22 protein-coding genes are annotated in these 19777 nt (G+C 71.4%); 12 read left to right on the top strand and 10 right to left on the bottom strand.

Annotated features, from left to right (window positions below; translation table 11 throughout):
- The first annotated feature begins 79 nt into the window (after positions 1-79).
- A complete protein-coding gene (locus ACZ7J0_RS19815) occupies positions 80-247 on the top strand; it encodes a DUF3117 domain-containing protein (protein ID WP_003966491.1) in 168 nt (55 codons plus the stop codon).
- A 169-nt stretch (positions 248-416) separates the two neighbouring features.
- Here ACZ7J0_RS19815 and ACZ7J0_RS19810 read toward each other — a convergent pair whose 3' ends face one another.
- Entirely contained in the window at positions 417-1082 is a 666-nt protein-coding gene (locus tag ACZ7J0_RS19810) for an O-methyltransferase (RefSeq protein ID WP_470888999.1), read from the bottom strand.
- Between the two features lie 162 nt (positions 1083-1244).
- Here ACZ7J0_RS19810 and sigE point away from each other — a divergent pair, with 162 nt between their 5' ends.
- Positions 1245-2003 carry an RNA polymerase sigma factor SigE gene (gene sigE / locus ACZ7J0_RS19805; RefSeq protein ID WP_469119131.1) on the top strand — a complete coding sequence of 253 codons (759 nt, stop codon included), beginning with the start codon at positions 1245-1247 and terminating at the stop codon, positions 2001-2003.
- Positions 2000-2947 (top strand): zf-HC2 domain-containing protein, encoded by a 948-nt coding sequence (locus ACZ7J0_RS19800; protein WP_470888997.1) that lies wholly within the window; start codon positions 2000-2002, stop codon positions 2945-2947. The genes sigE and ACZ7J0_RS19800 overlap by 4 nt, the downstream gene beginning before the upstream one ends.
- Before the next feature lie 113 nt (positions 2948-3060).
- Here the strand turns inward: ACZ7J0_RS19800 and ACZ7J0_RS19795 are convergent, their stop codons facing one another.
- Complete coding sequence (locus ACZ7J0_RS19795) at positions 3061-3387, bottom strand: hypothetical protein (RefSeq protein ID WP_470888995.1); 327 nt, start codon at positions 3385-3387, stop codon at positions 3061-3063.
- 337 nt (positions 3388-3724) lie between these two features.
- On the opposite strand from ACZ7J0_RS19795, the gene ACZ7J0_RS19790 reads away from it, so the two are divergent.
- From ACZ7J0_RS19790 to ACZ7J0_RS19780, 3 genes are all read left to right on the top strand, one after another.
- Entirely contained in the window at positions 3725-5335 is a 1611-nt protein-coding gene (locus ACZ7J0_RS19790; RefSeq protein WP_470888994.1) for a S1C family serine protease, read from the top strand.
- 90 nt (positions 5336-5425) lie between these two features.
- Positions 5426-5875 carry a sec-independent translocase gene (locus ACZ7J0_RS19785; protein ID WP_470888992.1) on the top strand — a complete coding sequence of 150 codons (450 nt, stop codon included), beginning with the start codon at positions 5426-5428 and terminating at the stop codon, positions 5873-5875.
- A gap of 256 nt (positions 5876-6131) precedes the next feature.
- A complete protein-coding gene (locus ACZ7J0_RS19780; RefSeq protein ID WP_470888991.1) occupies positions 6132-6800 on the top strand; it encodes a hypothetical protein in 669 nt (222 codons plus the stop codon).
- 167 nt (positions 6801-6967) lie between these two features.
- On the opposite strand, the gene ACZ7J0_RS19775 is transcribed toward ACZ7J0_RS19780, so the two are convergent.
- The 3 genes from ACZ7J0_RS19775 to ACZ7J0_RS19765 are packed head-to-tail and all read right to left on the bottom strand — an operon-like array spanning position 6968 to position 9973.
- Positions 6968-8101 carry an Mrp/NBP35 family ATP-binding protein gene (locus ACZ7J0_RS19775; protein WP_470888989.1) on the bottom strand — a complete coding sequence of 378 codons (1134 nt, stop codon included), beginning with the start codon at positions 8099-8101 and terminating at the stop codon, positions 6968-6970.
- A gap of 44 nt (positions 8102-8145) precedes the next feature.
- Positions 8146-8700, bottom strand: a complete 555-nt coding sequence (locus tag ACZ7J0_RS19770; protein WP_468711817.1) for a DUF1003 domain-containing protein — start codon at positions 8698-8700, stop codon at positions 8146-8148.
- Positions 8687-9973, bottom strand: coding sequence for a magnesium transporter MgtE N-terminal domain-containing protein (locus ACZ7J0_RS19765; RefSeq protein WP_470888987.1), 1287 nt, complete (start codon positions 9971-9973; stop codon positions 8687-8689). Before ACZ7J0_RS19765 ends, ACZ7J0_RS19770 begins: the two co-directional genes overlap by 14 nt.
- A gap of 175 nt (positions 9974-10148) precedes the next feature.
- Here ACZ7J0_RS19765 and ACZ7J0_RS19760 point away from each other — a divergent pair, with 175 nt between their 5' ends.
- Positions 10149-10910, top strand: coding sequence for a hypothetical protein (locus ACZ7J0_RS19760; protein WP_470888985.1), 762 nt, complete (start codon positions 10149-10151; stop codon positions 10908-10910).
- 35 nt (positions 10911-10945) lie between these two features.
- Here ACZ7J0_RS19760 and ACZ7J0_RS19755 read toward each other — a convergent pair whose 3' ends face one another.
- Both ACZ7J0_RS19755 and ACZ7J0_RS19750 read right to left on the bottom strand, forming a co-directional pair.
- On the bottom strand, positions 10946-11455 hold the full coding sequence (locus ACZ7J0_RS19755) for a hypothetical protein (RefSeq protein ID WP_470888984.1): 510 nt from the start codon (positions 11453-11455) through the stop codon (positions 10946-10948).
- Positions 11456-11479: 24 nt separating this feature from the next.
- The gene (locus ACZ7J0_RS19750) at positions 11480-12607 is read right to left on the bottom strand and encodes a magnesium and cobalt transport protein CorA (RefSeq protein ID WP_468711813.1); all 1128 of its coding nucleotides are present in this window, start codon (positions 12605-12607) and stop codon (positions 11480-11482) included.
- Positions 12608-13035: 428 nt separating this feature from the next.
- On the opposite strand from ACZ7J0_RS19750, the gene ACZ7J0_RS19745 reads away from it, so the two are divergent.
- Positions 13036-13620 (top strand): suppressor of fused domain protein, encoded by a 585-nt coding sequence (locus ACZ7J0_RS19745; protein WP_470888982.1) that lies wholly within the window; start codon positions 13036-13038, stop codon positions 13618-13620.
- 30 nt (positions 13621-13650) lie between these two features.
- Here ACZ7J0_RS19745 and ACZ7J0_RS19740 read toward each other — a convergent pair whose 3' ends face one another.
- Positions 13651-14889, bottom strand: coding sequence for an MFS transporter (locus tag ACZ7J0_RS19740; RefSeq protein WP_470888980.1), 1239 nt, complete (start codon positions 14887-14889; stop codon positions 13651-13653).
- Positions 14890-15079: 190 nt separating this feature from the next.
- Here ACZ7J0_RS19740 and ACZ7J0_RS19735 point away from each other — a divergent pair, with 190 nt between their 5' ends.
- The 3 genes from ACZ7J0_RS19735 to ACZ7J0_RS19725 all read left to right on the top strand — a co-directional run bounded on the left by ACZ7J0_RS19735 (position 15080) and on the right by ACZ7J0_RS19725 (position 17451).
- Positions 15080-15718, top strand: coding sequence for a DUF6758 family protein (locus tag ACZ7J0_RS19735; RefSeq protein WP_470888978.1), 639 nt, complete (start codon positions 15080-15082; stop codon positions 15716-15718).
- 166 nt (positions 15719-15884) lie between these two features.
- Entirely contained in the window at positions 15885-16745 is an 861-nt protein-coding gene (locus tag ACZ7J0_RS19730) for a PHP domain-containing protein (RefSeq protein ID WP_470888977.1), read from the top strand.
- A 100-nt stretch (positions 16746-16845) separates the two neighbouring features.
- Positions 16846-17451, top strand: coding sequence for a MarC family protein (locus tag ACZ7J0_RS19725; protein WP_468711808.1), 606 nt, complete (start codon positions 16846-16848; stop codon positions 17449-17451).
- A 100-nt stretch (positions 17452-17551) separates the two neighbouring features.
- Here the strand turns inward: ACZ7J0_RS19725 and ACZ7J0_RS19720 are convergent, their stop codons facing one another.
- The gene (locus ACZ7J0_RS19720; RefSeq protein ID WP_468711807.1) at positions 17552-17704 is read right to left on the bottom strand and encodes a hypothetical protein; all 153 of its coding nucleotides are present in this window, start codon (positions 17702-17704) and stop codon (positions 17552-17554) included.
- Between the two features lie 174 nt (positions 17705-17878).
- On the opposite strand from ACZ7J0_RS19720, the gene ACZ7J0_RS19715 reads away from it, so the two are divergent.
- The gene (locus ACZ7J0_RS19715; protein ID WP_470888974.1) at positions 17879-18796 is read left to right on the top strand and encodes an NYN domain-containing protein; all 918 of its coding nucleotides are present in this window, start codon (positions 17879-17881) and stop codon (positions 18794-18796) included.
- Here the strand turns inward: ACZ7J0_RS19715 and ACZ7J0_RS19710 are convergent.
- Positions 18787-19662, bottom strand: a complete 876-nt coding sequence (locus ACZ7J0_RS19710) for an alpha/beta fold hydrolase (protein ID WP_470888972.1) — start codon at positions 19660-19662, stop codon at positions 18787-18789. The genes ACZ7J0_RS19715 and ACZ7J0_RS19710 overlap by 10 nt on opposite strands.
- Positions 19663-19777: the final 115 nt, after the last annotated feature.

Here is a 19777-nt window from a genome sequence, read left to right as displayed (position 1 = left end):
GGCCAGGAAGCAATGTGTTCGATGCCGGTGACACCTGGGTTGTCGGTTGCATGAGCTGGTTTCAGGAAGGGGAACGAGCATGGCGGCCATGAAGCCGCGGACGGGCGACGGCCCGCTCGAGGTGACCAAGGAGGGGCGGGGCATCGTCATGCGCGTTCCGCTCGAAGGCGGCGGTCGGCTTGTCGTCGAGCTGACTCCGGACGAGGCCGATGCGCTCGGCGATGCTCTCAAGAAGGTCGTCGGCTGAGGCGGGAACGCACATAACAGCTCTCCTCTGCCCCGGCTCGGGTGATTCACACCGAGCCGGGGCAGAGGTGCGTCCGGGCCCGGGACCGCGGACCCGGGCGGTCATGACGATCGTCGACACCTGAGACCGACACCGACACCCGGCGCCGGCGTACGAGGAGGGCGAGAGGTCAGCCGCGGCGGGCCGCGCACAGCAGGCCGTCGCCGATCGGCAGCAGCGCCGGCAGCAGCTCCTGGCTCTCGCGCACCGCCCGCAGGAGCTCGCGGACCTTCAGTACCTCGGCCGGCTGGGCCGCCGAGTCGACCGTGCGGCCCTCGGAGAAGACGCCCTCGAAGCAGACCAGACCGCCCGGTCGCAGCAGGCGCAACGATTCAGCGAGATAGTCCAGCGACTCCAGCGGGTCGCCGTCGCAGAAGACGAGGTCGTACCCGCCGTCCGCCAGCCGGGGCAGTACGTCCAGGGCGCGGCCGGGGATGAAACGGGCCCGGTTCACGGCGAAGCCCGCCGCGCGGAACGCCTGCCGCGCGAACTGCTGGCGCTCCGGCTCGGGATCGACGGTCGTCAGCACGCCGTCCGGCCGCATTCCGTGCAGCAGATAGATCCCGGATACGCCCGTGCCCGTACCGATCTCCGCCACCGCCTTGGCGTCCGCCGTGGCAGCCAGCAGGCGCAGCGCTGCGCCAGTGCCTGGCGACACCGAGGGCAGGCCTGCCTCCCGGGCCCGCTCACGGGCCCAGCGCAGTGCTTCGTCCTCGGCGACGAAGGCGTTGGCGAACGCCCAGCTCGTCTGCCGGTTGGCGGTAATGACCCTCTCCTGTCCCCGTAGTTGGCGCAACGGTGACTGTATCCGCTGCGCACGGGAACCCGCAGATGGGACCGGGCGTTGGAAAGAGACAGGGGGAAGCGCGTGGAGAGAGACGAGACGGGGACCCGTTCGACCGGGCAGGCCCCAAATTCGCGTAAAGATTCTTATCCGGAGCTAACGGGCGAGGTGGCTATGGTAGGGGCTCCGCTGGACACCACCAGAGCCGACAGGGGAGGTGCGGCTGCGCCTGTGGACCGGGGAGGAGTGCTGAGGCGCCTTCTCAGGTCGGCGGGTGAGCCGAAATCCGTGACCAACACCGCTGACCGTTTCCGCACCGCCGACTCCGCACCCACCACCGCGACCTTCGCATCGGATGCGGAATCGCAGGCGTGGACCCCTCCCAGCTGGGAGGAGATCGTCAGCACGCACAGTGGCCGGGTCTACCGCCTCGCGTACCGCCTGACCGGCAATCAGCACGATGCCGAGGATCTCACCCAGGAGGTCTTCGTCCGCGTCTTCCGCTCTCTGTCGACGTACACGCCGGGGACGTTCGAGGGCTGGCTGCACCGCATCACCACCAACCTGTTCCTGGACATGGTCCGCCGCAAGCAGCGGATCCGGTTCGACGCGCTCGGCGACGACGCGGCGGAGCGGCTGCCGTCGCGCGAGCCCTCGCCGCAGCAGGTCTTCAACGACACCCACTTCGACGCCGACGTACAGCAGGCGCTGGACACCCTCGCGCCCGAATTCCGCGCGGCCGTCGTTCTCTGTGACATCGAGGGACTCTCGTACGAGGAGATCGCCGCGACGCTCGGAGTGAAGCTCGGAACCGTCCGCAGCCGCATCCACCGCGGGCGCTCGCACCTGCGCAAGGCGCTGAAGCACCGTTCGCCGGAGGCCAGGGCGGAGCGTGCGTTCGTGGCCGTCGGAGGGGAGGTCGGACCCGCGTGAGTGGCACAAGCCCGACCCCTGCGGAACAGCACCTCGGGGACCGGCTCGCCGCGCTGGTCGACGGCGAGTTGGGCCATGACGCCCGCGAGCGGGTGCTGGCCCATCTGGCGACCTGCGCCAAGTGCAAGGCGGAGGCCGACGCCCAGCGCCGGCTGAAGAGCGTCTTCGCGCAGGCCGCGCCGCCTCCTCTGTCCGAGGGGCTTCTGGCGCGCCTTCAGGGGCTGCCCGGGGGACCAGGATCGGGGGGTGACGACGACGAGCGGGGGAGACCCTTCGGCTCGGGACGTTTCGCCGACGGAATCTTCGGAGTGAGACCGGACGGCTTCGGCACGGCGCCGAGGGTGCCGTCGGGGACTTCGGCCGGCGTCCTTCCGGGCGGCGCCCGGGGCTCGGGTTTCCGGATCCACGAGGTCGGGCGCCCGGAGCAGGACCGGTCCCCGTGGCGTGGCCGCAGGTTCGCGTTCGCCGCGGCGAGCGCGGTCTCCTTCGCGGCGATCGCGCTCGGCGGCGCGCTGCCCATGGAGGCGGGGGTCGAGGCGAGCGCACGCGGTGAGGGGACCGGTAGCAATGTCACCCCCGTCCGCGCCTCGGGCAGCGCGGCCGACCGGGTCGCGGACGGCACGACCGCCGTCGGTACGCAGATGGAGCGCCGGCGCGGCTCGGGCAACGGCCCGGCGCGATCGGCGGAGCGGCCCGCGGGTGCGGTGCCGGGCATGCCTCCGGTGTCGGCGCTGAACGCGACCGCGACCGCGCTGACCGCCCCGAGTACCCCAGCGCAACTGCTCCAGCCGTTCGCGGCGACCGCGCTGTCGCCGCTGATACGTCCGACGGGGCCCGCGCTCCAGCTGGCGTTCGCCCCCGGTGTCACCCCGTCGGCCACCCCTGCACCCACCCACCTCGCGGCGCCCACGCAGTCCGGCACCCCTCTCGTCGCCCGGCGCTGACCGGTCCCCTGCGCGGAGATCGGCAGACCTGGTTGAATCCAGGGGCATGGGCGCCCGCTGGGGCGCGGACGGGCCAGTTGCGGGGAGAACATGGACGACGGGAAGCCCACCGGTCAGAAGCCGAAGTGGTGGAGCCGCCCTGCGCGGCCGGCGACCCACCCCACCCCGGCCGGGCCCGGGCACCCCACGCCGACGGAGCCCCCGACCACCGAGGGGGCGCCGGGCCCGTCGGCGTCGCCCGCGGCGACCGAGGCGGCCGCGGAATCGGCAACGCCGGAGACCGGCGCGGCGGCCGAAGCGGCACTCCCCGGTTCCTCCGGCGCCCTCGCCGTGCCGCCCGGTGCTTCCGAGGCTCCTGGGAACACCGCGCCGACGGCGGCGGAGCCGGGAGCGGCTTTGCCCGCGGCCACGACGCCGTCGGCCGCCGAGACCGAGTCCACCGATGCCGACAGCGTGCGCGGGGGGCGTGCCGGAGAGACCGCGTCCACCGGTGGGGGCGTCGCACTCCCGGCGTCTGCCGGTGAGCCCGGCCGCGCTCCGGGGGACGCGACGCCGTCCGCCGTGGAGACGGCAGCCGCTTTCCCGGCTCACGCCTCGCCGGCGCCCGCGGCGACCGCACCCGCCGATGGCGGCGATGTCCCCTTGGCACCGCCCACCGAGACCGGACCGGCTTTCCCGGCCGACGCGATGCCTGCCCCAGCGGCATCCGCACCCGACGGCGGGGCGCAGTACCCCGACGCGACGCCTGCCGCCGGTGACACCGTCCCGGCCGACGTGATGCCTACCCCAGCCGGATCCGCACCCGACGCCGGGGCGCAGCACCCCGACGCGATGCCTGCCGCTGGCGTCACCGTCCCGGCCGACGCGACGCCTGCCGCATCCGCACCCGACGCTGGGGCGCAGCACGCCGACGCGACGCCCGCCCCAGCCGCACCCGACGCCGGGTCCCCGCACCCCGTACCGCCTCGTGTCAGCCCGCTTCATGAGCCGGATCCCTACAGCACCCCGCCCTACGGGGGGCCGGGGCCCTGGGCGCCCGCTCCGCCCGTGCAGCGGCCCGTCGGGACTCCGGCGCACGGGACCCCCGTACCGCCGCCCGCGTACGGCATACCGCAGCCGCACCCCGCGCCGCACCCTCAGCCGCAGGGAGCCCACCCGCACCCCCAGCAGCCCATGCCGGCCGCCGCGGCCCCCCTGCTTCCCCTTCCGTACGACCCCTGGAGCACGCCCGGGCAGCATCCGCTGACCCACTCCGGCGCTCCCGCGCCCAAGAAGGCCAGGCGCGGTGTCGGTCTGGCCGCCACGCTCGTGCTCGTCGCGGTCGCCGGGGTCCTCGGTGGGGGCGTCGGTGCCTATGTCGAGCGCAACGGTGGCATCACGACCGTCGAACTCCCGCAGGCCGGCCCCGAGGACACCGGGCGCGCCCCGGACAGCGTCGCCGGGATCGCCGCCAGCGCGCTGCCCAGCGTCGTCACCATCCACGTCAGTGGCGGTGGTTCCCAGGGCACCGGCACGGGCTTCGTCCTCGACCCGCAGGGTCACATCCTCACCAACAACCATGTCGTCGAGCCGGCCGGAACGACGGGGAACATCTCCGTCACCTTCAGTGGCGGCGAGACCGCCCGCGCCAAGCTCGTCGGCAAGGACAGCGGTTACGACCTCGCCGTCGTCCAGGTCACCGGCGTCTCCCACCTCAAGCCGCTGCCGCTGGGCAACTCCGACAACGTCCGCGTCGGCGACCCGGTCGTCGCCATCGGCGCCCCCTTCGACCTCCAGAACACCGTCACCTCCGGCATCATCAGCGCCAAGGAGCGGCCGATCACCGCCGGCGGCGAGAAGGGCGACGGAAGCGACATCAGCTATGTCGACGCACTCCAGACCGACGCCCCGATAAACCCGGGCAATTCGGGTGGCCCGCTGCTCGACTCCAAGGCGCGTGTCATCGGCATCAACAGCGCCATCCGCGCCGCCGGCAGCGCCTCGGGACCCGAGGGCGGCGGCACCCAGTCCGGCTCCATCGGCCTCGGCTTCGCCATCCCCGTCAACCAGGCCAAGCGCGTCGCCGAGGAGCTCATCAACACCGGCAAGGCCACGCACCCGGTCATAGGGGTCAGCCTCGACATGAAGTACACCGGCGACGGCGCCAAGGTCGGCGACAAGGGCAAGGACGACTCCCCGGCCATCACCCGCGGCGGCCCCGCCGAGCGGGCCGGCATCAAGCCGGGCGACATCATCACCAAGGTCGACGGGCAGCGGGTGCACGGTGGCGAGGAGCTGATAGTGAAGATCCGATCGCACCGCCCCGGCGACCGGCTGGAGCTGACGGTGCTGCGCGGTGGCAAAGAACTGACCAAGACGTTGACGCTCGGTTCCTCACAGGGCACCTGAGCGCCAGGCGGCCGTCACCGGAAGGTACCGCGCCGACAGTTTCGACGGGTACCGTGGAACGGGCCCCGGACCCCGTGAAGGAGCAGCAAGGTGTTCAACGACATAGGCGCACTCGAGCTCGTGACGCTCGTGGTCCTCGCCGTGCTCATCTTCGGCCCGGACAAGCTGCCGAAGGTCATCCAGGACGCCACGCGCTTCATCCGCAAGATCCGTGAGTTCTCCGAGAGCGCCAAGCAGGACATCCGCAGCGAGCTCGGACCGGAGTTCAAGGACTTCGAGTTCGAGGACCTGAACCCGAAGAACTTCATCCGCAAGCAGATGGCGGAGAACGAGGATCTCAAGGAGCTCGGCGAGCTGCGCAGCAGCTTCGATCTCAAGAAGGAGATCACCGAGGTCGCCGACGCCGTCAACGGCAAGGCGTCCGCGGACGTCGCCGCCTCCGTCCCGGCCGCGGTGAACGGCTCCGGCACCCCGGACCTGCTCAAGAAGCGTGACGTGGACCAGCCCGAGCGCCCGCCGTTCGACGCCGACGCGACCTGACCCTCTCCGCGCGACCTCACCGCTCCCGACGCGGCCCGTCCTGGCCGGATCGGCCTTCCCGACGCGGCCCTGCCGGCCCGGTTCGGCCACCTCCGCACCGGGCCCGTCCCGCGCCCCTCGACACGCCCGGAAGACGCCGGATCGTTCACCCGACCACGCCATCTGACCACGGCCAATCCCGGAGAGGCCGGACAAGATGGCTATCCTCCATCTGTCCGCCGATGTGGACACGACCGATAGAGGAGGCGTCCGGGAGATGGAGACGACAAGTCGGGTGAGGACGGAAGGCGTACCCACCACCCCGTCCGACTCCGAGGAGGGGGTGCCGACGTCCCGGCGTTCGGTTGACGGGTACCTGCGCGCGGCCTTCCCCTGGTACGGACTGGACGCGGCGTTCACCGGGCCGCGCTGGCTCATGCAGGTCACCACCGCCGCGGACGGCACCGTGCAGCACGGTTCGACCGGTCACGGCGACGAACCGACCATAAAGTCCGATGCGGGCGGCGCCGAGAAGGAGCGCTTCGCGGTCGTGGTCACCGTCGCCGCGAGCCCGGTACGCCGCTCCGGTGACGGTACGGGCGTCCTGGACGCCACCACCGTCTCCTCGGCGGCCTGGCTGGCCGGCTCGGGGCTGCTGGCCTACACCTGGCCCGCACAGCTGGACCACGCCCTGCGTGACAACTGGCTGGACCAGCAGACGGAGACGGCCTTCGAGCTCGCCGACGACCTCGGCGGACCCGAGTGGTCGGCGCTGTCGCTGCCGGTGGACGGCGCGCCGATGCCCTTCCACTACCGCGAGTCCGAGTTCGGCTGGGTGCTGGCCGGGTCGACGACGAGCGGTGTGCACATCGGGGCGTTCGGACGGGGGATGAGCGCGTACGGGCTCGCGTTCTCGGTGATCGAGGACATCACCACGTACACCTGACGGCCGAGCGGGACCCCAGCAAGACCCCCACAGGACCCGGCAGAACCGCGGCACGAAGGGCGACGGGACCTCAGCAGGTCCCGCGCCCGGTTCCGGTCGTACGGCCACGAGGAAGGGGCGCCGCTCACGAGCGGCGCCCCTTCCTCGCGCGTGGGTCGGAACGCGCGTCAGAACTTGTTGCGCGGGGTGATTCCCAGGCTCATGCCCGACAGGCCCCTCGCGCGGCCGCCCAGTTTGCCCGCGATCGTGCGCAGCGCCGCCCCCGCCGGGGAGTCGGGGTCGGACAGGACGACCGGCTTGCCCTCGTCGCCGCCCTCGCGCAGGCGGACGTCGATCGGGATCGAGCCCAGGACCGGCACCGTCGCGCCCGTGGTCTTCGTCAGACCGTCGGCGACCCGCTGGCCGCCTCCCGTGCCGAAGACGTCGACCATCTCGTCGCAGTGCGGGCACGGCAGGCCCGCCATGTTCTCGACGACACCGACGATCTTCTGGTGGGTCTGGACGGCGATGGAGCCGGCCCGCTCGGCGACCTCGGCGGCGGCCTGTTGCGGGGTGGTGACGACCAGGATCTCGGCGTTCGGCACGAGCTGGGCGACGGAGATGGCGATGTCGCCGGTGCCCGGGGGAAGGTCGAGGAGGAGGACGTCCAGGTCGCCCCAGTACACGTCCGCCAGGAACTGCTGGAGCGCGCGGTGGAGCATCGGGCCGCGCCACACGACCGGGGCGTTGCCCGGGGTGAACATGCCGATCGAGATGACCTTCACGCCGTTCGCCGACGGGGGCATGATCATGTTCTCGACCTGGGTCGGGCGGCCGTCCGCGCCGAGCATCCGGGGCACCGAGTGGCCGTAGATGTCGGCGTCCACGACGCCGACCTTCAGCCCGTCCGCGGCCATCGCGGCCGCCAGGTTCACGGTCACCGAGGACTTTCCGACGCCGCCCTTGCCGGAGGCCACCGCGTACACACGGGTCAGCGAACCGGGCTTGGCGAACGGAACCTCCCGCTCGGCCGTGGTGCCGCGCAGCGCGGCCGCGAGCTCCTTGCGCTGCTCGTCGCTCATCACGTCCAGCGTGACGTCGACGCGGGTGACGCCCTCGACGCGGGAAACGGCGTCGGTCACGCGCTGAGTGATCGTGTCGCGCATCGGGCAGCCGGAGACGGTGAGGTAGACCGTGACGGCGACTGCGCCGTCGGACCCGATCTCCACCGACTTGACCATGCCGAGCTCAGTGATCGGTTTGTTGATCTCGGGGTCGTTCACCGTCGCCAGTGCTTCGCGCACCGCGTCTTCCGTAGCCATACGGACGATGGTACGGCGCGGACCACACCTTGCGGAAAGCCCTCTCAGCGGTCGGCTTCGTCACTCCGGTACGGCGACCCGGGCGGGAATAGACCGCGCCGCTCCTCCATCTCCTTCAGGAGGTCCTCCAGCTCCGAGCGGATCCAGTCCCGGGTGGCGACCTCGCCGAGGCCCATCCGCAGGGCCGCGATCTCCCGGGTCAGATACTCGGTGTCGGCGATCGAGCGCTCGTTCTGCTTGCGGTCCTGCTCCAGGTTGACCCGGTCGCGGTCGTCCTGCCGGTTCTGGGCCAGCAGGATCAGCGGGGCCGCGTAGGAGGCCTGAAGCGACAGCATCAGCGTCAGGAAGATGAAGGGGTACTGGTCGAAGCGCAGCGCGTCGGGCGCCGAGACGTTCCAGACCACCCAGGCGATGATCGTGACCGTCATCCAGACGAGGAACCGCCCGGTGCCCAGGAAGCGGGCGATCCGCTCGGAGAGCCGCCCGAAGGCCTCGGGGTCGTACTCCGGCAGAAGCCTGGCCCGCCGCTCGCGCGGCTGGTCGAGCCGGATGCGCGGAACGGCCCGCTCCCGTTCCGTCGTGCGCTCACCGGCGGCCATGGGTGGGGTCCTCCTCCGCGTGGAACTCTGTCTCCCGCCAGTCCTCCGGCAGCAGATGGTCGAGTACGTCGTCGACGGTGACCGCGCCCAGCAGGGCGCCGCTCTCGTCCACCACCGGCGCCGCGACCATGTTGTACGCCGCGAGGTAGCTCGTCACGGCACGCAGCGGGGTGGACGGCGCGAGGGGCGGCAGATCGCTGTCCACCAGCGAGCTGACCAGGGTGAACGGTGGATCGCGCAACAGCCGCTGGAAGTGGACGGTGCCCAGGTACCTGCCCGTGGGGGTCTCGTCCGGCGGCCGGCAGATGTAGACCTGAGCGGCGAGCGCGGGGGAGAGGTCCTGCTGGCGTACGCGCGCCAGCGCGTCCGCGACCGTCGCGTCCGGGCGCAGCACGATCGGCTCGGTGGTCATCAGACCGCCCGCGGTCCGCTCCTCGTACGCCATGAGCCGGCGCACGTCCGCGGCGTCGTCGGGCCGCATGAGGGTCAGGAGCCGCTCCTTGTCCTCCTCAGGCAGCTCGGAGAGCAGGTCGGCCGCGTCGTCCGGGTCCATCGCCTCCAGAACGTCCGCCGCCCGCTCCTCCTTGAGCTTGCCGAGGATCTCGATCTGGTCGTCCTCGGGCAGCTCCTCCAGGACGTCGGCGAGCCGGTCGTCGTCGAGGGCGGCCGCGACCTCGGCGCGCCGCTTGGGTGAGAGGTGGTGGAGCACATTGGCGAGGTCCGCGGGGCGGAGCCGCTCGAAGGTGGCGACGAGGTTCTCGGCGCCCTGCCCGTGCTCCTCCAGCGAGAAGCCGGTGACCGCGGACCACTCCACGGTCAGCGTCTCGCCCTTGCGGCGCAGCGCGCCGCCCTTACCGCGCCGCACGAAGACCTTGTCGATCTCCCAGTCGCGGCGGGCGGGCAGCTGCTGGATGGCCACGTCGAGAACGGTGACCTCCTCGCCGTCGTGCACGCCACCCACCAGCCGCACCCGCCGGTCGAGCAGCTCGCCGAGGACGAGGCGCTCGGTGGGGCGCTGCTCGAAGCGCCGCATGTTGACCACACCGGTGGTGATCACCTGGCCCGATTCGACGCCGGTGATCCTGGTCATCGGGACGAAGACACGGCGCCGGCTGAGCACTTCCACGACCATGCCGAGCAGTCTGGGCGGGCGGCGGCCGATGCGGAGCATGGCGACGAGGTCGCTGACGCGGCCGACCTGGTCGCCGTTGGGGTCGAAGACCGGGACGCCGGCGAGGTGCGAGACGAAGATGCGGGGGGCGCCTGCCGCCATGCGATGCGCCTCCTCCGATGCCGTGCATTACTCCCGTATGCCGGGTTCAGGCTAGCTGGTACCCTTCCGCGCCGCCCCGGAAGCGGGTCCGTACGGCTGCCTGCGGAGGCACTCGGTCCGCCCGGGTACGCTGCGATCTGCCATCCCCCACAGGCAGACGAGAGGCAGTGCGCCGGTGACCGCTCTCACCCCGGTATCGCGAGCCCGCAGGGCCGCTCTCCCCGTCGCGCTCTGCGCCGGACTGACGGCGGCGCTCACCGGTTGCGGAGCGGACCCGGACGAGGGCACCAACGGCGTGGGCAAGCTCTCCGCGACCGCCATCGAGTCCAAGGCGCAGGCGGCGGCGGGCGGCGCGAAGGCGGTACGGCTCTCGGGCACCCTCGTCAGCAAGGGCGGCACGTACAAGCTGAACATGCGGCTCAAGCAGGCCGGAGCGACCGGCTCCGTCGTCACGAAGAACAGCACTTTCGAGCTGCTGCGGGTCGGCGACGCGCTCTACCTCAAGGCCGACGCTGGCTTCTGGTCGCACGCCGGAAAGGCGAGCGCCTCGCCGAGCCGGCCCGGCAGCGAGGCGGCGGACAAACTCGACGACAAGTACGTGAAGGTCCCGCAGGGCGACCCCTCGTACAAGCAGCTCCGCGGCTTCACCGACATGCGCTCGCTGCTGCAGGGCCTGATCGGGCTGCACGGCGAGGCCGTCAAGGGCGACCGCGACCGGATCGGCGGCACCCGCACGGTCAAGCTGAAGGGCGGCGAGCAGGGCGAGGGCGGCACGATGGACGTCTCGCTGGAGGGCGAGCCGTATCCGCTGCAGTTCGCCCGGGCCGGCGGGGCGGGCGTGGTAGTCCTCTCCGAATGGAACAAGGACTTCCCGCTGACGCCCCCGAGCCCGGACCAGACGGTCGACTACGGTCGCGAGCTCCCGCGCTCGAGCTGAGCCGGGGTCCGCGGCCGGTCCACCGGCCGGCCCCCTCAGTGCTTGCCGCGGCGCTTGAACAGGAGGCGGGGCACCGAGGCCGGGATCGGCCGGCGCGTCGTGGCCGGGGTGGGGAGCGGGGGTTCCGAGAGGGACGTGACCGGAAGGTCCGTACGGGAGTCCTGGGGAGTGAGGCGGACCACCCGGCACTCGCGGGCCCAGCGGTCCGTCATGGCCTCGCCGTCCGGCGCGTTCAGGCGCTTGCCCTTGAGCTCGCCGACCGCCGACTCCCACGCCTCCGAGCCCGGCTCCAGCTCGCTCACCACCGCGGTCCAGGCGACCAGGCGGCCGCCCTTGTCCTTGCTGCGCACGGTGACCTCGGCGGTGGCCCCGTCGACCAGCCCCGGCAGCGGCTGCTCGCCGGGGCCGTCGCCGAGGACATGCGCGGCACCCTCGTGCCACACATGCCACAGCGCCCGGGCGGGGCCCGTGCCCCGCACCCAGATGAGGCCGGACTTCTTGGTGGCCTCCTCGACGAGGGCGGGGCCGAGCAGCGTCTCTGTCATGCCCGCAGCTTAGAACAGCCCCCGCTACAGCCAGCCGTTGCGCTTCAGGGTGCGGTGGATCGTGAAACAGATCGCGACGATGCCGGTGAGCACCATCTCGTAGCCGTACTTCCAGTGCAGCTCCGGCATGTGGTCGAAGTTCATGCCGTAGACCCCGCAGACCGCGGTCGGCACGGCCACGATCGCCGCCCACGAGGTGATCTTGCGCATGTCCTCGTTCTGCGCGACCGTCGCCTGCGCCAGGTTCGCCTGCAGGATCGAGTTGAGCAGCTCGTCGAAGCCGATGACCTGCTCCTGGACGCGGGCCAGGTGGTCGGCGACATCACGGAAGTACTTCTGGATGTCCGGGTCGACCAGCCGCATCGGCCGCTCGCTCAGCAGCTGCATCGGCCGCAGCAGCGGCGACACGGCCCGCTTGAACTCCAGCACCTCTCGCTTGAGCTGGTAGATCCGTCCGGTGTCGGCGCCGCGGGTGCTGCCCTTCGCGGGCGGGGAGAAGACGTCGATCTCGATCTGGTCGATGTCCACCTCCACGGCGTCCGCCACCGCGATGTAGCCGTCGACCACATGGTCGGCGATCGCGTGCAGCACGGCCGAGGGGCCCTTCGCGAGCAGCTCGGGGTCGTCCTGGAGCCGGTGCCGGAGGTTGCGCAGGGACCCCTTGCCGCCGTGCCGGACCGTGATGACGAAGTCCCGGCCGGTGAAGCACATGACCTCGCCGGTCTCGACGACCTCGCTGGTCGCGGTGAGCTGGGCGTGCTCCACGTAGTGGATGGTCTTGAAGACGGTGAAGAGGGTGTCGTCGTACCGCTCCAGCTTGGGCCGCTGGTGGGCGTGGACGGCGTCCTCCACGGCAAGCGGGTGGAGCCCGAACTCCGCCGCGATACCAGCGAATTCGGCCTCCGTCGGCTCGTGCAGACCGATCCAGGCGAAGCCGCCGTCCTCCCGCACCTGCCGCATCGCCTCACGCGGCGTCAGGCACTCCTGGTCCTTCAGCCGGCGGCCGTCGCGGTAGACGGCACAGTCGACGACGGCACTGGAGGCGGAGGGGTCACGGGTGGGGTCGTACGAGCTGTAGGGGGCGCCGCCCTTGTGCGGGGCGGGGCGCAGCGCGGGGCGTACGGCCGCGCGCAGGTCACGGATCATCGACATGGCGTGCTCCTTCACGGAGAGGCCGCCGGCGAGGCGTGGCACAGCCCGGAATGGGGACGTGGAACCACATCCGCAAAGCGGGCGGCACCGCGGGATCGCGGTGACGGCGTTCGCTACAGACAGGCAAAGATGACGTGCTCTTCCGTCGTGCGCGATGCCGTGAACCCGATGCCCGGTGAAGTCAGGCCGAGATGCGGGGGCTCAGATCACCGAGGGGAGGCGTCCTGCGGAAGAGCGGTTGGTACTGCCCGATCGACTTCGATCCACCGCAGCCCCACCTCCTCCGGCCGGTCCCCCGTGGGGGATGACGTGTCGTCGGGACTCGAAAGCACGCTCGGCGTGCTGCCCCGACCAGCGGCCAAGACTATCAGCCGACTGAGGGTCAATCCCTTCCTTTGCCCATTCCGTACGCGCTTTATGCTCGCTGCATGGGAGAAGTTCTGGATCTGGTAGAGGCCCGGCTGCGTTCCGCGCTCGGCGAGCCGGACGCGCGCGCCGCGGTGACGTTCCTCGGCACGGACCGGATCGAGGTGTTGCGCTTCACCGACGGCGATGTCGTCCGGTACGCGACGCTCGGCATGTCCGCGTTGCCGATGGCCGACCCGACGGCGGTGCTCGCCGACCCGGTCAAGGGGCCGCGCGCCGAGCTGGTGCTGTCGGTACGGGCGGGGCTCGCGGACACCGACAAGGTACTGCGCCCGCTCGCCGTCCTGGCCGCGTCGCCGCAGGTCGAGGGCGTCATCGTGGCGCCCGGCGCTTCGCTGGACGTGGGCGAACCGCTCTGGCCGGGCGCGCCGTTCAGCTCCGTCCTGGTCGCCGAGCCCGGAGGTCTGGTGGAGGACCTCGACCTGGACGAGCCGATGGATCCGGTGCGCTTTCTGCCGCTGCTCCCGATGACCTCCAACGAGGCGGCCTGGAAGCGGGTGCACGGGGCCCAGGCGCTGGAGGAGCGCTGGTTGGCGAACGGAACGGACCTGCGCGATCCGCTGCGCAGGTCCGTGACGCTCGACTGACAGATGGCCTGAACTGCCTTCGAAGAAAGGCTAGTTCGCGAAGACGGTGACGCCGTCCTCCGTCAGGTCGCTGGGCTCCGGGCGCGCCGCCTCCAGGGTCAGCGAGGCCCGCCGCGACCAGACGATTCCGGCGCCGACGACCGCCGCGGCGCCCGCGACGAGGAACGGCGTGTGGACGTCGCTCCACTCCTCGATCTTCGGAGCGAGGTAGGGGGCGGCGGCCGCCGCGAACCAGCGGACGAAGTTGTACCCCGCGCTTGCCACCGGCCGGGGCGCGTCCGACACGCCGAGCGCCAGCTCGGTGAAGACCGTGTTGTTCACCCCGATGAAGGCGCCGGAGAGGATCGTGCAGACGATCGCGGTCGTGTGGTCGCCGTACCCAAGGACCGTCACGTCGGCGGCGAGCAGCACCAGCGAGCCGCCGAGCACCTTCAGTGACCCGAAGCGCCTCTGCAGCCGAGGGGCGACCAGCACGGAGAAGACCGCCAGGAGCACGCCCCAGGCGAAGAAGACGGCACCCGACTTGTACGGCGTCATGTCCAGTACGAACGGCGTGAATGCGAGCACCGTGAAGAACGCGTAGTTGTAGAAGAACGCGGACGCGGCGGCCGACGCGAGCCCGCCGTGGCCGAGCGCCTTCAGGGGGTCGAGCAGTGAGGTCTTGCGGGCGGGCTTCGGCTGTTCCCGCAGGAAGGCCGTGATGCACAGGAAACCGACGGCCATCAGGGCGGCCGTGCCGAAGAACGGGTAGCGCCAGCTGGCGTCGCCGAGGACGGCTCCGAGGAGCGGCCCGCAGGCCATGCCGAGGCCGAGCGCCGACTCGTACAGCAGGATCGCCGCCGCGCTCCCCCCGGCCGCCGCGCCGACGATGACGGCGAGCGACGTGGAGACGAAGAGCGCGTTGCCCAGTCCCCAGCCGGCCCGGAAGCCGACGAGCTCGCCCACCGAGCCGGAGGTCCCCGACAGCGCGGCGAAGACGATCACCAGCGCGAGCCCGGCGAGGAGCGTTTTGCGGCCCCCGATTCGGCTGGACACGAAGCCGGTGACCAGCATCGCGACGGCGGTGATCAGGAAGTACGAGGTGAAGAGCAGGGAGACCTGGCTGGGCGTGGCGCGCAGGCCTTGGGCGATCGAGGGGAGGATCGGGTCCACCAGGCCGATGCCCATGAAGGCGACGACGGACGCGCCGGCGGTCGCCCATACCGCCTTCGGCTGGCGCAGCAGACTTCCCGAGCCCTGGTTCTCTGCGAACGGATCGTGTCCGCGCATGACTTCTCCTCCGACATCGACTGGCATCGACAGATCGTTGCGATATACACAGAATAAGTTAGAGGAGCTAATGAATGCAAGTTACATCTAGTTTTGGCAGGTGGGAGCCCCGGGGTACGGGTGACAGGCGACAGGCCGGACGGGTGATCGTCCTTGACGGGAGGACGGCCGGGGAGGACCGTTGAACGCTATGAGGGGCGAACCCAGTTGCCCGAAGTGCGGTGGCCGGGTCAGGGCGCCCGGTCTCTTCGCCGACTCGTGGCAGTGCGACCTGCATGGCTCGGTCCACCCGCTGCAGCCCGTGATCCCGCCCAGCGTCGAGGCGCTCGGGGTGGTCGTGCACCGCGCCAAGGTCCCCGTGTGGATGCCCTGGCCCCTGCCCGTCGGCTGGCTCTACACCGGTGTCGCCTACGCCGGGGACGACCGCAGCGGCGGACGTGCCACCGCCGTCGCCTGCTCGGGCCCCGGCCCGCTCGGCGGCATCGGAGAGCTGCTCCTCGTCGCCGAGGAGCTGGGCGTGGGACTCGGGGCCCGCTACGCCGGGATAGACGGGCCCGATCCCGGGCCCGCCATGTGCGTGGACAAGCCGCCCCAGGCGAAAGTGCTCGCCGCCGGCCGCCCCACGCCGCTCTGGCATGTCTCCGGCGCCCCGGAGGACCGTGCCGTCTTCGCGGGCGAGGCGCGCGGCCTGTGGCTGTGGGCCATCGTGTGGCCCGAGCAGTCGGGGCTGCTGATGTACGACGAGCTGGTGCTGACCGATCTGCGGGACGCGGGCGCGGAGGTGGAGCTGCTGCCCTGCGGGGCGCTGACGCCACGGCTGCTGTCCTGACTGGCGGGCCGCGCGAGCCGTACGGGGTGTGCCGGCCGGGGGAGGCGAGAGGTGGGGATGTGACCGAGTCGGCCCTGGTGGGCTGCCCGGAGTGCTCCCGAGTGTTCGAATCGCCCGTTATCCTTGAGCGTCCCGCTGTCCGTCCCGAGCCCCGGAGTCCCGCGTCGTGCGCATCGACCTGCACACCCACTCCACGGCTTCCGACGGTACGGACACCCCGGCCGAGCTCGTCCGCAACGCGGCCGCCGAGGGCCTGGACGTCGTCGCACTGACCGACCACGACTCCACCCGCGGCCACGCCGAGGCGATCGCCGCACTCCCCGCCGGCCTCACGCTCGTCACCGGCGCCGAACTCTCCTGCCGCCTCGACGGCATCGGCCTGCACATGCTGGCCTACCTCTTCGACCCCGACGAGCCGGAGCTCGCGGGCGAGCGCGAACTGGTCCGCGACGACCGGGTCCCGCGCGCGCGGGCCATGGTCGGCAAGCTCCAGGAGCTGGGGGTTCCCGTCGAGTGGGCGCAGGTCGCGCGCATCGCGGGGGCCGGCTCGGTCGGCCGGCCGCACATCGCGGAGGCCCTCGTCGAACTCGGAGTCGTCGCGAGCGTCTCCGACGCCTTCACGCCCCAGTGGCTCGCCGACGGCGGCCGGGCCTACGTGGAGAAGCACGAGCTCGACCCCTTCACGGCGATCAAGCTGGTCAGGAACGCCGGCGGAGTCACCGTCTTCGCCCACCCGGGCGCCGCCAAGCGCGGCCGTACGGTCTCAGAGGACGCGATAGCGGCCCTCGCGGACGCCGGTCTCGACGGCATCGAGATCGACCACATGGACCACGACGAGCCGACCCGGGCCCGGCTGCGCGCCGTCGCGGCCGACCTCGGGCTGCTGGTCACCGGTTCCAGCGACTACCACGGCAGCCGCAAGACCTGCCGGCTCGGCGAGTACACCACCGACCCGGAGATCTACGGCGAGATCACGCGCCGCGCGACGGGCGCCTTCCCTATTCCGGGCGCGGGCGGACGCGCGTAACCGACGCTCCTCGCGCTTTCCCCCTCCTGGCGGGGCCGGCGCCGTGCCGGCGCGCCCCGCTCCCCTCTCTGTACGACCCTTCTCCCGCAAGGCCCTCACTGTGTTCGACGTTGCCGTTTTCGGCTCACTCTTTCTGACCCTGTTCGTCATCATGGATCCCCCGGGGATCACGCCGATCTTCCTCGCCCTGACCTCAGGCCGGGCCACCAAGGTGCAGCGCCGGATGGCGTGGCAGGCCGTCGCCGTGGCGTTCGGCGTGATCACCGTCTTCGGCATCCTGGGGCAGCAGATCCTCGCGTATCTGCATGTCTCCGTACCCGCGCTGATGATCGCGGGTGGTCTGCTCCTGCTGCTCATCGCCCTGGACCTGCTGACCGGCAAGACCGACGAGCCCAAGCAGACCAAGGACGTCAATGTCGCGCTCGTGCCGCTGGGCATGCCGCTGCTGGCCGGCCCCGGTGCGATCGTCTCGGTGATCCTGGCGGTCCAGCACGCCCAGGGCGTCGGGCAGCAGGTCTCCGTCTGGGCGGCGATCGTCGCGATGCACGTGGTGCTGTGGGTGACCATGCGCTACTCGCTGCTGATCATCCGGGTCATCAAGGACGGCGGCGTCGTGCTGGTCACGCGGCTCGCGGGCATGATGCTCTCCGCGATCGCGGTACAGCAGATCATCAACGGCATCACGCAGGTGATCCAGGGCGCCTGATCCGCGCCGGTCGGTCCCCCCGGACACCACTGCGCCCCCGTACGGATTCCGGTTCTTCCGGAGTCCGCGCGGGGGCGCGGTGCGTCATGACGCGTGAGTGTTACGAGGCCGTGGATTCGGCCGGGCGGATCCAGATGCGCTGGCCGATTGCGGCGGCCTGCTGCACGATCCGATTGACGGAGGCGGCGTCCACGACGGTGCTGTCGACGGCGGTGCCGTCGACGTCGTCGAGTCGCAAGATTTCGAAGCGCATGGGCTTCTCCCTTCGTCTGCGTGATCCTCCTGGAGGAGAACTGTGGTTCTGTAAGTCTTCAACGGGATGCATCCTGCAAACATTCCCTACGCTAAGGAAATTTTTCGGATGGCTAACTACTAGGAGGTAGGGGAGCTGGCGGCCGGGCCCTGATCCCCGGAGAATGAGGCCCGTATGAACGACGCAGAGAGCACCCACACCGACCGGCCCGCCGACCTCGGAGAGCGCCTGGAGCGCACCAATGAGCTCCTCCAGCGCATGTTGGTCGAGGTGGCGAAGACCCCCTCGACCCATGCCATCTTCGTGGACGCCGGTTACGTCTATGCTGCGGCCGGGTTGCTTGTGGCAGGCACCGAGGACCGGCGCTCCTTCGACCTGGACGCCGAAGGTCTCATCGAGGCCTTCATCGACAAGGCCCGCACGATCTTCGCGGACAGCCGGCTGCTGCGGGTCTACTGGTACGACGGCGCCCGGCGCCGTATCCACACCCCCGAGCAGCAGGCGATCGCCGAACTGCCCGACGTCAAAGTGCGCCTCGGCAACCTCAACGCCAACAACCAGCAAAAGGGCGTCGACTCACTGATCCGCACCGACCTCGAGTCGCTCGCCCGCCACCGGGCCATCAGCGACGCGGCGCTCGTGGGCGGCGACGAGGACCTCGTCTCGGCGGTCGAAGCGGCCCAGGGGTACGGGGCGCGCGTCCATCTGTGGGGCATCGAGGCGGCCGACGGGCGCAACCAGGCGGAGCCGCTGCTCTGGGAGGTCGACAGCCGGCGCACGTTCGACCTCGACTTCTGCCGCCCGTACGTCACCCGGCGCCCCGTCACCACGTACGAGAACGAGGGAGAACCGCCGCCGTCGCGCGACGAGGTGCGCTTCATCGGCGCCCAGATCGCCGCCACCTGGCTGTCCGAGCGCGGCCGGAACACCATGGCCGAGCTGCTGCCCGGCCATCCGTATCTCCCCGGACCCGTCGACCAGGACCTTCTCATCGAGGCCGAGAAGCTGCTCAGCCGGTCCCTGCGGGGGCACGCGACCCTGCGCAGGGCCCTGCGGGACGGCTTCTGGCACCACCTGCAGTCTCAGTACTGATCCCAGAAGCCGATCAGAGCGGCGGCGGTCTCGGCGGGGCGGTCCGTGTTGGGGGAGTGCTCGGCGCCGTCGATGACCGTGCGGCGCGCGCCCAGCCGCTCCGCCATCGCGTCCAGGAGCGGGACCGGCCAGGTGTCGTCCCGTACGCCCGAGACGACGTGTTTGGGGAGCGGGCGCACGGCGGCCAGCGCGTCGACCCGGTCCGGCTCGACGGTCAGCTGACGGCCCGTCGCGAGGAGTTGGGCGGGGTGGTGGAGCAGCCAACGCCTGCGCAGGGCCGCGCCGTTGGCGGCCGCGACCCGGGCGCCCTGGGCGTCCTTCACGTCCTCGGCGTCCTCCGGGGGATCGAAGGCGCGCATCGCCTCCCACACCTCCGCCATGCTCATCACCGCGAGCGCGTCACTCAGCAGCTTCACCTTCTCCTGCTGGGCCGGCGCGACCTGCGCCGGCCCCGAGGACATGAGCGTGAGCGTGGTGAACGGCGTGGCGTCCAGGAGGACGGCCGCCCGGGCGATCTGACCGCCCAGCGAGTGCCCGACGAGATGGACCGGGGTGCCGACAGCCTCGGCCTGAGCGAGCACGTCACGGGCCAACTCATCCTGTCTGTAGGCCAGTTGATCGTCAGTGCCGGGAGTCTCGTACTGTCCCCGACCGTCGACGGCGACGGCGCGGTAGCCGGCCTCGGCGAGCGGCTCCAGCATCGCGATGAAGTCCTCCTTGCTCCCGGTGTACCCGGGCAGGAGCAGGGCGGTCCCCCTGGGGGCGCCCGAGGGGAGCGCGTCCAGTACGGCGAAGTCGCCGCGGGTGGTGGCGAGGGAGTAGGCGCGGGTGCAGGGGGGCGGGGTGAACGTGGGCGGCCGGCTCATGGGACGAGGCTAGCCGGGGCGGAGGCGGTGTCTCCCCCGCGGTTTCCCCTCGCGTGTACCGGGACGCCTTCGTACGGGGCTTGGAACGGCGAAGGCCCCGCCTCCCGGTGAGGGA

It is taken from the genome of Streptomyces sp. NPDC038280 (assembly GCF_055600045.1).
Note: the sequence above shows the minus strand (reverse complement) of the source record. Positions and strands in the feature narration are given on the sequence as shown.

Coding starts and splice junctions, on each gene's coding strand:
- ACZ7J0_RS19815 (WP_003966491.1), top strand. CDS start 80: ATGGCGGCCATGAAGCCGCGGACGGGCGACGGCCCGCTCGAGGTGACC.
- sigE (WP_469119131.1), top strand. CDS start 1,245: ATGGTAGGGGCTCCGCTGGACACCACCAGAGCCGACAGGGGAGGTGCG.
- ACZ7J0_RS19790 (WP_470888994.1), top strand. CDS start 3,725: ATGCCTACCCCAGCCGGATCCGCACCCGACGCCGGGGCGCAGCACCCC.
- ACZ7J0_RS19780 (WP_470888991.1), top strand. CDS start 6,132: ATGGAGACGACAAGTCGGGTGAGGACGGAAGGCGTACCCACCACCCCG.
- ACZ7J0_RS19775 (WP_470888989.1), bottom strand. CDS start 8,101: ATGGCTACGGAAGACGCGGTGCGCGAAGCACTGGCGACGGTGAACGAC.
- ACZ7J0_RS19770 (WP_468711817.1), bottom strand. CDS start 8,700: ATGGCCGCCGGTGAGCGCACGACGGAACGGGAGCGGGCCGTTCCGCGC.
- ACZ7J0_RS19765 (WP_470888987.1), bottom strand. CDS start 9,973: ATGGCGGCAGGCGCCCCCCGCATCTTCGTCTCGCACCTCGCCGGCGTC.
- ACZ7J0_RS19755 (WP_470888984.1), bottom strand. CDS start 11,455: ATGACAGAGACGCTGCTCGGCCCCGCCCTCGTCGAGGAGGCCACCAAG.
- ACZ7J0_RS19750 (WP_468711813.1), bottom strand. CDS start 12,607: ATGTCGATGATCCGTGACCTGCGCGCGGCCGTACGCCCCGCGCTGCGC.
- ACZ7J0_RS19745 (WP_470888982.1), top strand. CDS start 13,036: ATGGGAGAAGTTCTGGATCTGGTAGAGGCCCGGCTGCGTTCCGCGCTC.
- ACZ7J0_RS19740 (WP_470888980.1), bottom strand. CDS start 14,889: ATGCGCGGACACGATCCGTTCGCAGAGAACCAGGGCTCGGGAAGTCTG.
- ACZ7J0_RS19735 (WP_470888978.1), top strand. CDS start 15,080: ATGAGGGGCGAACCCAGTTGCCCGAAGTGCGGTGGCCGGGTCAGGGCG.
- ACZ7J0_RS19720 (WP_468711807.1), bottom strand. CDS start 17,704: ATGCGCTTCGAAATCTTGCGACTCGACGACGTCGACGGCACCGCCGTC.
- ACZ7J0_RS19715 (WP_470888974.1), top strand. CDS start 17,879: ATGAACGACGCAGAGAGCACCCACACCGACCGGCCCGCCGACCTCGGA.
- ACZ7J0_RS19710 (WP_470888972.1), bottom strand. CDS start 19,662: ATGAGCCGGCCGCCCACGTTCACCCCGCCCCCCTGCACCCGCGCCTAC.